The sequence below is a fragment of the Actinospineispora acaciae DSM 45401 genome, assembly GCF_000620785.1.
GTDB lineage: Bacteria > Actinomycetota > Actinomycetes > Mycobacteriales > Pseudonocardiaceae > Pseudonocardia > Pseudonocardia acaciae.
Genome location: NZ_JIAI01000016.1, coordinates 127,746 through 141,302, shown reverse-complemented (window position 1 = coordinate 141,302; position 13,557 = coordinate 127,746). Strand labels below are relative to the sequence as shown.

General features: G+C 64.2%; 11 protein-coding genes. 7 read left to right on the top strand and 4 right to left on the bottom strand.

Features of this window, described 5'->3' with window-relative positions:
* Positions 1 to 54: 54 nt before the first annotated feature.
* The 6 genes from N912_RS67150 (at position 55) to N912_RS57965 (ending at position 6,714) form a co-directional block, all read left to right on the top strand.
* Positions 55 to 705 (top strand): type ISP restriction/modification enzyme, encoded by a 651-nt coding sequence (locus tag N912_RS67150; RefSeq protein ID WP_425415379.1) that lies wholly within the window; start codon positions 55 to 57, stop codon positions 703 to 705.
* Complete coding sequence (locus N912_RS66645; RefSeq protein WP_156994343.1) at positions 702 to 1,406, top strand: type ISP restriction/modification enzyme; 705 nt, start codon at positions 702 to 704, stop codon at positions 1,404 to 1,406. Before N912_RS67150 ends, N912_RS66645 begins: the two co-directional genes overlap by 4 nt.
* Positions 1,407 to 2,442: 1,036 nt before the next feature.
* Entirely contained in the window at positions 2,443 to 2,730 is a 288-nt protein-coding gene (locus N912_RS66175) for a hypothetical protein (protein WP_051581527.1), read from the top strand.
* Positions 2,731 to 2,826: 96 nt separating this feature from the next.
* Positions 2,827 to 3,231, top strand: coding sequence for a recombinase family protein (locus N912_RS66170; protein WP_245645813.1), 405 nt, complete (start codon positions 2,827 to 2,829; stop codon positions 3,229 to 3,231).
* Positions 3,232 to 3,457: 226 nt separating this feature from the next.
* Complete coding sequence (locus tag N912_RS66165) at positions 3,458 to 3,886, top strand: hypothetical protein (RefSeq protein ID WP_245645811.1); 429 nt, start codon at positions 3,458 to 3,460, stop codon at positions 3,884 to 3,886.
* A 488-nt stretch (positions 3,887 to 4,374) separates the two neighbouring features.
* The gene (locus N912_RS57965; RefSeq protein WP_169748047.1) at positions 4,375 to 6,714 is read left to right on the top strand and encodes a tetratricopeptide repeat protein; all 2,340 of its coding nucleotides are present in this window, start codon (positions 4,375 to 4,377) and stop codon (positions 6,712 to 6,714) included.
* A 231-nt stretch (positions 6,715 to 6,945) separates the two neighbouring features.
* On the opposite strand, the gene N912_RS62840 is transcribed toward N912_RS57965, so the two are convergent.
* Both N912_RS62840 and N912_RS61205 read right to left on the bottom strand, forming a co-directional pair.
* A complete protein-coding gene (locus tag N912_RS62840; protein WP_156994341.1) occupies positions 6,946 to 8,949 on the bottom strand; it encodes an HIRAN domain-containing protein in 2,004 nt (667 codons plus the stop codon).
* Positions 8,946 to 10,718 carry a DEAD/DEAH box helicase family protein gene (locus N912_RS61205; protein WP_156994340.1) on the bottom strand — a complete coding sequence of 591 codons (1,773 nt, stop codon included), beginning with the start codon at positions 10,716 to 10,718 and terminating at the stop codon, positions 8,946 to 8,948. The genes N912_RS62840 and N912_RS61205 overlap by 4 nt, the downstream gene beginning before the upstream one ends.
* Positions 10,719 to 11,163: 445 nt before the next feature.
* Here N912_RS61205 and N912_RS0141650 point away from each other — a divergent pair, with 445 nt between their 5' ends.
* The gene (locus N912_RS0141650) at positions 11,164 to 11,991 is read left to right on the top strand and encodes a hypothetical protein (protein ID WP_211261581.1); all 828 of its coding nucleotides are present in this window, start codon (positions 11,164 to 11,166) and stop codon (positions 11,989 to 11,991) included.
* Here the strand turns inward: N912_RS0141650 and N912_RS57955 are convergent.
* Entirely contained in the window at positions 11,962 to 13,029 is a 1,068-nt protein-coding gene (locus tag N912_RS57955; protein WP_037069292.1) for a tyrosine-type recombinase/integrase, read from the bottom strand. The genes N912_RS0141650 and N912_RS57955 overlap by 30 nt on opposite strands.
* Complete coding sequence (locus N912_RS0141640) at positions 13,019 to 13,516, bottom strand: hypothetical protein (RefSeq protein ID WP_156994339.1); 498 nt, start codon at positions 13,514 to 13,516, stop codon at positions 13,019 to 13,021. The genes N912_RS57955 and N912_RS0141640 overlap by 11 nt, the downstream gene beginning before the upstream one ends.
* Positions 13,517 to 13,557: the final 41 nt, after the last annotated feature.

Below are 13,557 nucleotides of genomic sequence, written 5' to 3'. Positions count from 1 at the left end.
GGCGGGTGCGTCGCGCTCATCCTGAGTTGGTGTCCGTATGTGACGGTGTGCTCGATGCCGGGGCGCCCTGGTCGATCGACGTGGCGGGAATGTCCGACGGATTGGCGGGCTCCATTTGCGCCATTGACGAATTCGATTTGGTCGAAGCTTCCGACAATTCTCGACCTAATGCCATGGTCCGCGCCCGGTGTGAAACCAAACAGGACGTGGATTTACTCACCTGTCGAAGAGGTGTTGGCGGAGCGTTGGACTCGTATCGTTAATGCCGGTCGAGAGGAAAAGAAGCTCCTCTTCAGAGAATCACGTGATGCTAATCTGTTGCATCCGAAGAATGCGCTTTCGGATCCGACGGTCAGGCTGCCCCCTTTTATTGATGAAGTTGGGGCTTGCCCTGAATTGGTCGAGGTGGCACGTCGTGCATTCGATCGGCAGTGGATCATCGCTGATTCTCGTCTAATGCATGCTCCGAGTCCTAGCTTATGGTCCACCTATGGGCCTCGTCAGGTCTACGTCACTGAGCAGCACAAGCAACCGCTTACGTCAGGGCCCGCACTACTCCTCACGGATGCAATTCCTGACATGGATCATTTCCTCGGTCATCATGGTGGCCGAGTGCATCCGCTGTATCGAGATTCCTCCGGAACTGCGGCGAACTTTTCACCGGGACTCATTGATATGATTTCTCAGTATGTTGGGGAAGATTGACTCCTGAAGATCTTCTCGCTTACTGCGCGGCCGTCGCTGCAAATCCTTCATACACGAAGAGATTTAAGGCGGATCTCAAGCGTTCTCCGGGTGTGCGAATACCGATTACCCGAGATGTTACTCTCTGGAATCAGGCTGTCGAGATCGGACGAGAGTTGATCTGGTTGCATAGCTTCGGCGAGCGCTTCGTTGATGAAGAAGCCGGGCGTCCTCGGCAGAAGCCGCGGTTGAGTAAGAATAGGCCTATAGTGTTGGTCGACATACCGGACACCTCAGAACGCATGCCGGGCGTTATTAGTTACGAGGTAGAGTCAGAGGCTGTGCGTGTAGGGGACGGAATCGTCGCGCCAGTGCCGGTGAATGTGTGGGAGTATAAAGTCTCGGGTAGACGAATTGTCGAGAAGTGGTTTGCGTACCGCAAAAAGAATCCGGTAGGTCTCAGGACTTCGCCGCTCGATTGCCTTAATGCCGAGTGCTGGTCGGCGGATATGACGACTCAGTTATTAGATCTATTGAATGTTTTGGGTCGTTGTGTGGAGCTTGAGCCTTCGCAGGCGTCGTTACTTGATGGGATTTTGGATGGGCACCTCATCACGGTGGACGACCTGACGAGCGCCGGCGTGCTGCCAGTCCCTGACAACTTTCGTAAGGCTCTAAAACGTAAGGCTGGCGTCTCATTGTGGGATGCTGAAGAGATGTGAGAGCGCCTGCTCGTCAGATATAACCGTGCACAAGTTCGCGCACAAGAAGATGACGCCACAGCGTCGATCGAACTGCGGCTGGAGATCGTTTCAACTCCGATCAACCTCAATCCGCACCAGGGTCAGTTGGGGGCACGGGCGCATGCGTGTCGCCCAGGGTTGCGCCGAACTCAGTAGGACCCAACTACGCGTGACGCTCCAGGACGGGGAGGCGACTCACAGGTGCCGCCAGCCTCAGGAGTCCCACACGAGGCCGAACAGTCAGCGTACCGCCGACCCCGCCCGAAATGGCGTAGCGCCGGGTATCCACATCGAGGGGGAGACGACTTGCCAGACATCGGTTCGGGGTCCGATATTGCCCAAGCTGTTGGAACGGTCGGCGCGTTCGGCGCTGGACTGACTCTCTTTCGCCGCGATCGACTCGCCGGCCATTCTGCGCAACTGTCTAATATTTACTTAGATCTCACGGCGAACGGACGCATGCCGTGGCAGGAGACGGAAGCACGCGCACTCGACTGCTGGTCGAGAACTATCACCAAAGAGCGCAAAGCGCACCTATCGAGAAGCCTCGAAAGCCAGGAAGAGATTACCAATTAGATGTTGTCGACGTTCATGTTCGAAATGAAAGAAACTTACCAATCCGTACGCCGACGCTCCTGCTTCCGGCGGGACGAATAGTCGACGGGAGGTACGATCTCGGATGGATTCCAGATGGCGTAGTGGCGCGTAGTGCGGTGTCGTGGACCTCGCGACCGACTGGATGGAGAACGCAGCGCGAGCTCCATGTTGACATCGGTGTTACGGGGCGCGTCATGCCCGGCGAGGGTGCACTGATCGTCAAGTTGGCGACAAATTTCAACCGGGATGGCTTCTCGGAACATTGTTCCAACTGATCGATGGGTAGTGGTCGTCCGTGGACTCGCGATGGAGATGGCACCATCAGAAGAGGAATGAGATACACGGCTGCCGCGGGGATTCTCCCGGGAGGGCCAGGCTTTTTTGCCGGACTAGGGTAGTGGAGCAGGGGATTGGTCCGGTGGCGTTCGACGGGCGTTGCTCGACCGAGGACAACCAGGACCCAGAGACCTCGCTCGGCTGGCAGCTCGGCAACGCGCGCAAGTTCGTTGAGCCGCTCGGCGCGACCGTGGCCGCCCAGTACTTCGACATCGGCCAGTCACGTTCGGTGCCCTGGGAGCGGGGTACACAAGCCGCCGCGCTGCTGGCCCAGCTGAAGCGGGCCGACTGGGGCTGGAGCGCCGTTGTCGTCGGGGAGGGCACCCGATGCTGTTTCGGGAACCAGTTTTCCCTGACAGAGCCCAAGTGAGCCGCCCACGGCGTCGAGCTGTGCGTCCCCGAGCTGGGCGGCAAGTTCGACAACCGCAACCCGTCGCACAAGATGCTGATGAGCGTGCTCGGCGGCATGAGCGAGTCGGAACGCCAGCACGTCCAAGCCCGTGTACGCGCGGCCATGGACGCCCAGGTGATCAACGAGGGACGGCATCAGGGCGGCCGGGCACCGTACGGCTACGTAGGCCTGGATGCCGGACCGCACCCGAACCCGCGCAAGGCGGGCGAGGGCTTCCGGCTGCGCGTGCTGGCGATCGACGAGTTCTCGGCCGAGGTAGTGCGACGGATCTTCGCTGAGTACCTGCAGGGCAACGGAGACCGGGCGATCGCGAACAGCCTCAACCGGGAGGGCGTCCCGTGCCCCTCGGCGCGGCGGCCGGACCAGAATCGTCATTGGCTGGCCGATGGCTGGCAGGGCAGCACGGTCCGGGCGATCCTGGAGAACCCGCGCTACACCGGGCCAGCGCAGATCGGGTAGTCCCCTCTCGGGAGCCCGCGCATCCGGCGATCGTGAGCGTTGAGACGTTCACCCAGGCGCAGCTGTTGCGGCGCTCGCGGGGCGGCGGGTGGTCTGGAGGCTCGGCGCAAGCTGGAGCGCGGCGCACGACCGGCGAAGCATTCCTACGTGCTTCGGGGCGCGTCCGGTGCGTGTACTGCTCGCGCAGGATGGAGGGCACTCCCAAGCACGGGCGGGAGTACTACCGGTGTGTGGCGCGCACGCTCGCACCTGGCTCGCCGGCCTTCGATGCCCATCCGAAGAATGTCTACCTGCCGGAGCGGGCGGGTGCTACCCGGCGCTGAACGCGTGGATCGGGGAGGCACTCGATCCGGGGAACCGTGATCGAACTGTTGCCGCGCTGCTGGCCGACCAGCATCGGCGAGCCGGCGACACGAGCGCGCGCCGGGGGATCAAGAGGCGGCTCGCCAATGCCGAGACGCGGCTACGTCGCCTCCGCGAGGCGATCGAGGCCGGAGCGCATCCCGAAGCGCTGGTCGACTCGATCAACGACGCGCAGGCCCAGCGCGCCGCCGCGGGTGCCGAGTTGGATGCGGTGGGACCGGCGCCGGATCTGATGGCGGACGCCGAGGTGTACGCGCGGCTGGATGCGCTGAGCGACATCAAACGGACCTGAACAGGGCGAACCCCGTGCGCTTGCGGAAGATCTACGCTGATGTGCGCCTTGAGCTGGTGTTTGACCCCGAGGTCAGAGCGGTGGATGCGAGCATCCGACCGCTCGGGGGGATAGTGCGGGTGTCCGAGGGGGGAGTCGAACACCACTTCGTGGCACACCCGCGCAAGCAGGTGTTCATGCGGGGCAGTCTAGTGGCTCGGTGGAGGAGGTGGGGCGAGGCGCGATACCTGCCCGGCTGATCCGTGCCGGGTCGATGCTGCGGGCTGGAGGCGTCGATACCGATATTCTCTGCCGTGATGAACCTTCGGCGGGCGTCTGACGCGGGTGAGATGGTGGACGCCCGGTACGCGCGGGGGATCCAGGTCGGGTCTCACACAACGCAGATCAATCATTTCTACTCTGTTGGTGCAGCGGATCGGTGGCCGGTCCGGGTCGGAGCGGTGCCCATACCGGCGGACTGTTACCAGGTCCGGAATGAGTCAAGGCTGATGGAGCAGCATCTGGGCTCGGAGACGGGATCCACGCGCGTCGCGGTGCTGTCTGGGCTGGGCGGCGCCGGCAAGTCCCAGGTCGCCGTAGCTTATGCTCGCGGGTGCAGCGACGAGGTCGATCTTGAGATGTGGGTCGTCGCGACTAGTCGCGAGAGCATCATCAGTACCTACGCCGAGGCAGCTGCCGCTCTGGGCCATGCGGGAACTGGCGATGCGGTGCGAGCGGCGGAGTGGTTCCTGTCCTGGCTACAACACACCGACCGCGCCTGGCTGATCGTCCTCGACGATCTCGCAGACCCCGCTGACTTACAAGGCCTTTGGCCCGACGGGTCGCGAGGTCGCGTGTTGATTACCACTCGGCGGACCGATGCGGTGCTCTCCGCGCACGGTCGCCGCCGAATTGACATCGGAGTGTTCAGTCCCGATCAAGCATGCGCCTACTTAGCCGCCAAACTGGAGCCAGCGGTCACTCCGCAGCCGGCGAACGAGATCGCTGGACTGGTCGAGGCGCTGCACCATCTTCCGCTGGCGTTGGCCCAGGCGGCGGCGTTCATTCTGGACCGCGACGACACCTGCGGCGGCTACGCCGCGCGTTTCGCCGATCGCCGCCGCAGTTTGGTCGACCTGTTTCCCCGCGACGCCCTCGCCGACGACTACCGGACGACCATTGCGGTGACCTGGTCGTTGTCGGTTGACGCCGCCGACCAGCTCGCGCCGGGAGGTATGTGCCGGCCGGTGCTACAAGTCGCCAGCGTGCTCGATCCGCACGGTTTCCCATCTGGTCTGCTCGAGACAGAAGAAATCACCGAGTACGTGGGTGTGATGGCCGCTGCCCCTTCGACGCCACTCGAGCTCGCTGCGGCATCACCACAGGATTGCCGCGACGCGCTGCGCAATCTTGCCCGGTTCAGCCTCCTCACGATCAACCCGAGCGATCCCCAGCGGGCTGTAAGTGTGCACCCGTTGGTCCAGCGCGCAACCATCGAGCAACTCACCGAGGAGCACCTGGACGTCCTCGCTCAGGCCGCTGGCTTGGCGTTGAGCGAGTACTGGCCGACGATCGAGCGGGATCCGCGGCTCGGACAGGTGCTGCGTGCCAACACCGGGACCCTGGCGGACCGGCACACCGATGCGCTCTGGCGTGGTGCAGCTCGCTCGGTGTTGTTGCGAGCGGGCCGAAGCCTCGGTGAAAGCGGCCTCGTCACAGCCGCTGTCGACCACACGGAACGGATGGTGCGAGAGGCACGGCGAATCCTCGGACCAGAACACCCCGATACCCTGACCGCCGAGAACGATCTCGGATGCTGGCAAGGTGAAGCCGGTGACATCACCACGGCTATCAACACCCTGACCTCCGCCTTCTACCAGCAAGACCAGTTTCTGGGACATGATCACCCGAATACCCTGATGACGCGGGCGAACCTCGGCCACTGGCGAGGGATGAACGGAAATCCGCAGGAAGCGGTGCGCTGGCTCGAACAAGCCTTACAGGCCGAACTATGCGCCCTTGACCCTCACCACCACACCGTGCTGGCGACCCGCGCATACCTCGCGCATTGGCGAGGTGAAACCGGAGATGCGGATGGCGCCGCTCGGCTGTACCTGGAACTGCACGCCGACCAGCAGCGCAGCCTCGGTCCCGACGACCCCGACACGCTACGAACCCGCAACAACGCGATATATTGGTTGGGTGTCGCCACAGGCGCGCCCGAGTCACTTGAGGAGTTACTGGCCCACCAGGAAAGGGTGCTCGGGCGGGGTCACCCGGACACCTTTGCCACTCGTAACAACATCATCTTCCTCCACGGGGAAGACGACCCGCGCACGGCTGCTACGAGCTGGAAGCGATTACTAGAAGATCAGCAGAAGGTTCTAGATCCCCAACATCCGAGCATCTTTAGGACTCGGAATAACCTGGCCGTCCTCCGGGGAAACAGCGGTGACGCAGCCGGTGCCCTCCAGGATCTCGAAGAACTCCTCGCTGAACAACGACACTCCCTGCCGCAGAAGCATCCCTACATTCTGGAGACCATGGTCAATATCGCCTACTTTACGGCGGAAACAGGCGACGCGCCCAACGCGACACGCAGGTTTGAGGAGGTAGTCACTCTCAGCGCAGAGATTCATGGCTTCGATCACGACAGAACCATCGATGCCCGGACCGCTCTCGCATACTGGAGAAGCCGAGCCGGCCAACAACATTGCGCAAGCCTGGAGCTCAACCAGCTACTCGCCGACTGCCTACAATGGCGCGGCCCCAACAACCCCCGCACCCGACGCGCCGAGAGGCTCCGAGACCTGCACAGCGACGCTCAAGACTCGTCGACGGACCATTGAACCCGCCGCTCTACGTCGCCACAGACACTGAGCGGCGCGGCGCCTGGCGGCGACATCCGGGAAACAGACCGTCTGCACGGCAAAGTCCGTGCCGATCCGGCCGCAGGCCGGGGATTTGCTGCCGGTCGATCCAGCCACCAGCATGATCGTGGCGGCCGTACCTGACGCCCGCGAGTCACCTGTCAGCCTGCCGACCATGGCGGTCGCGCGGGTTGGACGCCGGTGCCAGGCTCATCGCCCGCCAGACCGACGTGCATGGCAGGTGATGGAAAGGAGCACCTCGTCGTATCGGAGTATGGGGTCCCACTGGCGGTGCGCGGCGCTGGGTGGGTTCGGTTCGGGTCGCTTGGCTAACGCTGCGATAAAAGTTGGAGCGGAGGGGGGATCCATTACGGGTGCAAGTAGGCGGGAAATTTCTCGAGCGACATACCCCAATCGGCTGCCGGCCTGATCGTGTACGACGACAGCATTATGATCTTCGGTATTACGGGGCTCCCGTTGTAATTTGAGCTCGGTCCCTGTAGTGAGCTTTGCGATGGTTTCGGCGCCGCCGACGGCGCCGATGCCGCGCAGAGGGGCGATGAGCTTGAGGCTCCCATTGGGACGTTGCCAGAGTGCGGGAAGGGCGGCGATGTCACTGGTGGCAGGTTCGTCGGTGTATAGGCGTTCGTAGGCTTCGCGTATAGGTGCGAACTCTTGTACCCAGCGAGTGGTGCGTTTGGCCATCGCCGCTGCCCACTTGTCCCAGTTGGCGTCATCCGTCCATCCGACGGTATCGGTCCATATGCGGCGGAATTCGTTTTCTCTTGAGGGGTAGTGGCAGGGGCCTGCGATGGCTTCGAATGCGTCGTGTCGAGTGTGGAAATATTCGTCGAATCCGATCAGGTTCGGTCGGAGTATCTTGATGTTGATAGTGTTGGTTCGTTTGCTGATTGTTAGTTGTAGCTGTACCAGTGGGATCGGCTCGTCATTATGTGAGTAGTAGGGATCGAGCAGAGGTTTGGTGAGTGGTAGGCATAGGTGCCATTTCCGTCCCCACTTGTCGGCTGGATCCCATCCCTGTTGGATCATCGGAGCTAGGCTGGCGAGAATTGCTGTCCACGTGTTCTTTTCAGCGGCCCGGCGGCCGAGCTCCGTGCCGATGCTCGCCTCAGCGCGTCGGCGGGCGGCGTCAGGTATTGGGGCTGTCGCGGTAGGTGGTGCGGCGATGGGAGTCGGGTCAAGTAGCGTCTGTCGCAGGGTTGGGTTCCGAGCCAAATCCCATATGCCGATCTTGAGGTCGTAGCGGGCCTGTAGCAGGACGCGGCTTGCTTCCAGATGTGCGGAATCGTGCCACTGAGCGTTCTCCATCAACCCGGTCACTCGAAAATCGGCCTCGGTGGGCACGGGCAACGTGCGCTCCATGGGATCGGGAGTCTCGTCGGGATTGTAGTCCTCGGAATGGGCGAGTGCTCGGGCGCTTCGCAGCCAGGAGTAGTCCTCGTCTTGACTTGCAGTGGATGGTCGGCCGGCCGCGACCCACTCGCTATAATGGTCGAGAAAGGATTCTGTCATGTAGGTGTGGGGCAGTATCAGTACGGAATCATTGGAGAACAACCGCGTTTCCTCTAATACTCGGAATCGATGGCCGAGGGCCCCGTGCTCGCGCTGGGAGTATGTCATCCCGCGATCGGAGTCCGTAATTCCGTCGAAGATGGCGACGGTTGTATCGATGATCATGACAGGGTTGATCTTCTTCACCGCATAGGCAAGGTAGTACTCGCCGCCGCGCAGGAAACGCCAGCGCTTCCCGGCCGCTCCGGGTTTAACTCCGATTGTGCCGATGTAGTGATTGTCCGACCAGTCGCGCAGGATATGCGCCTCCTGGTAGTGCTCGGGTAGGCGCTCATTGCCCAGTACGCGGATGAGTTGCGTGGTGGTAGTTCCGCCGGGGAGCATGGCGTTGAGCCTGGTGCGTTGTGTCGTGCCGTCGTGGCGCAACTCGACTATAGTGCGTTGAGTACTCACTAACAGCGCGAAGGCATCAGGGCCAGCGCCGTCAAGGAGGGGCGTGGCCAGGGAGCTAGCGGTTCGCCACCACAAGAGCGAGGTCGACAGACTGCGCAGCATGACCTCCGAGCGGCGATCGCCGTCGAGGGGCTGGCGGGAATCGAGGCGGGCGCCATCGTCGGTGGTCATCTGGCCGCCAATCAGGATGATTGTCGGTCCGGTTCGGTTGCTTTCGGTTTGGGTCACTGGGTATCTCTGAGCTCGAGGAGCGCCTCGCGCAGTCGGGGGGAGCCGGCGGCGGCAAGCGCAAGAGACTCCGGGTCGGTCCCGGTGAGAGCTTCACGTTCGATGAACCGCCGTGCGCACTCGATCAGCACGGCGTTGGCCTCTCGGCCATCGGTGTCGAACGCCGCACCCTGCTCGCCGACCGTTCCGAGGGTTTCGAACGGGACACTGGTGGTGTTGCCGTCGGCGTCGATGACCAGGCGGTAGGCATCGTTTCCATCGGTGACGATCATGATGGGCGGAGGCAGTAGGTCCGGGGCGTCGGTGATGTGTTCGGCCATCTCGAGCAGCCGGTGGTCAGCTGGGAGGTAGACGCGGCCGTGGTCATCGACATTGACGGGGTCTGTGCGTACCACCCGACCGACAATCTGTCGGAATGAGAGCAAGGTAACCCGATTCGTCAGATACACCACCACCCTCAAGCGGGGGATATCCACACCTTCGGAGATCATGTTGACTGCGACGATCCACGGATCGTGTGAGCTGCGGAAAAACCGGAGAGCGTTGGCAGGGTCAGGATCATTCTGGTCGCGCCGCCTCGAGCAGGCGACCACGGGCCGAAACCCGATCACATGAGCCTTCATGTGCGCCGCGACCCGATCGGCGTGGTCGCAGTCGATGCAAACTACCAGGCCGGCGGCGTCGACATCGCCACGATCGCGCAGCCCGAGGATGTAGCGGTTGGCATCTCGCAGCATCTTCTCGGCGATCGAGCCGGTTCCGATCCATTCCAGCGCCGCACGCAGACGTCGCCGCTGACCGAGATCGGTCAGCGGTTCGTCGTCGAAGGTGACTGTGTGCACGACGCCGTCCTCAGCGCGGAAGGTTGTCTCACCGCGGGTCTGTACGAATTGCACCGGCCGACAGGCTCCGTCGGCGATCGCGCGGTCATACGAGTAGCGATAGTGCGGGCGGGCGTGCCCGCCCTTCGAGGGTGCGAAGATGATCGGGTCTTTCCCGATCCGGAACGGGGTGCCGCTCAGCGACAGCACCCCGGCGGCGCCAGTCGCGAAGGCTTCCTGGGCTGAGATGCCCCAGGCCGCGTCACTGCCAGCGTGATGGACCTCATCGAAGATGACCAGCGTGCGGTGCCCTGGGTCCGTGGCGTGCGCCAGGAACATCTCGGTCTGAGCGAACAGCGACTGATAGGTCACCACGGCGCCTAACCAGTCGTCGTCGATCGGGTCGACGGGGCGCCAGTCTCGGCTGGTGTGAAGGGGCATGCTGGGCGCGTTGGGGTTCGCTATCGAGGCCGACCAGCGCCAGCCATCGGCGATGCCCAGCGTGGGCACGACCACCAGGAGCCTGGAGACGCGGCCGGCTTCGACTAGTCGGTAGACAACCTCAAGCCCGAACATCGTCTTGCCCGCTCCTGGGCAGGCCTCCACCAACACCGGCTCATGCCCGACCAGCGAGAGCACCAGCGGAAGGGCTTCACGCTGCCACTGTCGCAGTTCGCCGCTCCCCGGACGGAGCCGGTCTGCCGGGAACCCGAACCGGGCCGCCATGACCTCCTGGGGGCTGTTGCCCTTGCGCAGGTTGCATGATCCACACAGCGCTTGCAGGTTTTCCATCGAGGTCGGGCCGCCCAGACTCCACGCCACGACATGATCACCGTGCATAAGGTCAAACGGGATCGCGCGTCGGCACACGTTGCACACGCATCCTTGCCGCTGCCAGGCATGCCACACCTCGGCACGAGTGAACATGCGGCGCGGATCGACCGACACGACGACTATCCCTTCCACTGCCAGGGAAACATGATGCGTTCGGCCCGAGTGTCGATCGAATCGCCCAGACCGTTACGTACGATAAGCTCACACGCGGGGCGAATAGATAGAAACTGCCCGGCAGGGGGCCCGCTGCGCGGACGTCAGTCCAACCCCCGGTCGTCCAACATCGTCCACCATGATGCCAAACCCCGCCCGTAAGGCGCGCTCGGCGAGGAATGCTCTCGCGGTGGGGCACGGAAGCTACCGGCACTTTCTCCTCGGGGTTGCGCGCCGCACGGGAAACCATGCGGGCAGGATGCGCGCCGCGCAAGGCCCCTCGTCCGCGTCCAGCAACCGTCGACAGGGGACTGTCTGCACCCATCTCGGACGCCGAAGTCGAGTTGGCGGGTACGTAGGGGCTGAGGTGCGGCCGGTGCAGCGAGATCCTGGCATGCTGAGGGATGTGATCGGTGAGGAGCGCGGTCGCCGGACCGATGATGAGCTCCCACCACAGGGGGAGGTAGGCCTCCTGGAGAGGATGTTGCACCACCAGGCGGGTGTCGACCCCGATCGCGTCGGGCAGGTGTTTGATCTCGCTGCGGTTGGGATCGTCAATGGCGCGTGGCGCAACGGTCCGGTCGAGGACTGGCACGCCGGTGAGGGGCCGTTGACCGACGGTGCAATGTTGCGGATCAACGCCCACACCACGTGGCGGGTGCGGGAGATCGTGCGTCGCTGGCGGTCAGAGGTCGGGATGGCTGCGGGCTCGCCCGCTGCGGCCCTTGATGATGTTGATGTTGATGAGACCAATCTGTTGTCGGCGCGGATCTGGCGCTGGCTAGTGAGGCCTATGCGTCAGCTCCCCATCGGTGTGACACTGGCCGAACTCGCCGGCGATGGCCTCCAGGAGTACCGCGACCACGCGGATACTGCGCTGGGTTCGTTTGCCGCCACGGCGGAACGGCGGGGTGCCCGCTGCGCGTTGTGGGGAGCGGCCGCGCACGGTGGGCTGGCATGTCGTCACTGGTGGGGCACGCCGGGATGGCCGCAGCTGGTCGAGACTTTTGTGGCGGTGCTCGACGATCCCGATCACGCCCATTGGACGATGGGAATTGAGCGGCGGGACGGGCTGATCCCGGAGCCGGCACAGGTGATCGATCGGACCGAGCTGAGGCGGGCACTGCTGCGCTGTCCGTGGACGCTCGAGACCGAGGCAGCAGACTGGGTGGTGCGGGCCGGTATCGGGTTCCTACAGCCTCCGCTACCGCCGCTTCCTGTCCCCACAAGCTGACTCTCCGCTGGGTTCATGGTGGGCGAGGGGGTGTGGTTGTCCGGTCATGGCGGCGAGGGCGGTGGCGATGGCTTGGAGGTCGGCTTTGATGTAGGTGGTGGTGGCGGGTCCGGTGCTGTGGGTGTGGCCGGCGTAGGCGCGGGCGATGCCGTAGCCGTAGTGGCGTTCGACCCAGGTCAAGGTGGTGTGGCGTAGCCAGTGGGTGGAGATGCCTTGGGTGGCGACCCAGGGCAGTTGTTGGCCGAGGCGTTTCCAGAGGTGGTCGTAGCGGCGGCTGGTCAGAGGGCGCCCGTCGCGGTACCGGAGCAGTGGATCGGTGGGCAGGTGCGCGCCGCGGCTGGTGGCGTGGTCGGCCAGGCTGGTGGCGAGGGCCGGGCTGATCGGTTGCCAGCGGATGGTGCTGCCCTTCTCCCGCAGTTGGATCAGGCAGTGTTCGGTGTTGAGACCGCCCAGTCGTAGGGCGAGGGCGCCGCCGCGGCGGCAGGCGGTTTCGGTGTGCAGGCGAAGTAGGAGTGCGTCGAGGATGACGTCGTTGCCGCTGGTGCGGGCGGTGGTGTTGATGTGGTCGAGTTCGTGCGCGGTCAGTGCTCGGCGGGTGCTGGGCAGTCGGCGGGGTTTGGCGACGCGGTGCGCGGGGCTGGTGCCTGGGGGGATGAGGTCGTCGGCGATGGCGCGGGTGTAGAGGGCGCGGGCGGCGGCGATGACGTGTTCGCCGGCGTGTCTGCCGTGGCGGCTGTTGCGCCGTGATCGGGCGGTCGCGGCCGCGTCGTGTCGCATGGCTTCGATGTCGCTGGCGGTGATTTGGTCGAGCCGACGTTCGCCCCAGGTGGTGGCCATTTTCTGCCAGTAGCTGCCGTAGGTGCGGTTGGCGCCGGGGCCGGCGGCGGCGATCACGCGGGGCAGATACTCGGCCAGCGTCGGCCCGTTCCAGGTCTGATCTTGTGGGGTGGTGCCGGGGCGATTGAGGTCGTCGAGGGTGACGCCGAGTTGGTCGAGCAGCAGGTGGGCGGCGGCGATCCGGCCGGGGTCAGCGCTCATGACGTCCGACCGGCAGGTTGGCGTGGTGCGCGGACAGGAGTCGGGCCACCACGTGCGGTGGATGGATGACGAGGGTTTGCTGGGCGACCGAGGCGGTGAGCACGATCGGTGCGCCGTGGTTGATCCGGCACAGGCGGCGGGTGGCGGCGGGCAGGTGCAGCGCGGCGCGGTCATCGAGGACGTGGGAGCCGGTCGGCGCCGGCTGGACGACGATCAGCCCGTGGACGACGTCCAGGGCGAGTCGCTGTCCGGGCATCCAGCCCAGCGCGCGCAGCAGCCGACGTTCATGCAGCCGTCCAGAGCGGTCGGCGCGGGCCATCCCGATCAGCAGACCGGCTGCGGTGGTGGACGCCGGCAGCGTCGGAGCGGGGAGCACCGGCAGCGGGACCGCTAAGGGTGGCGATGGTTCGGCGTGGATGTCCGGTAGCAGCGCCCCGATGAGCTGTTCCCGTGTGGGCGGCGCCGGTGGTGTGCGGGTGCGATCCATCGCGGCATCGTCGGGAGAACACGACCGCGAGCAGGGCGGAT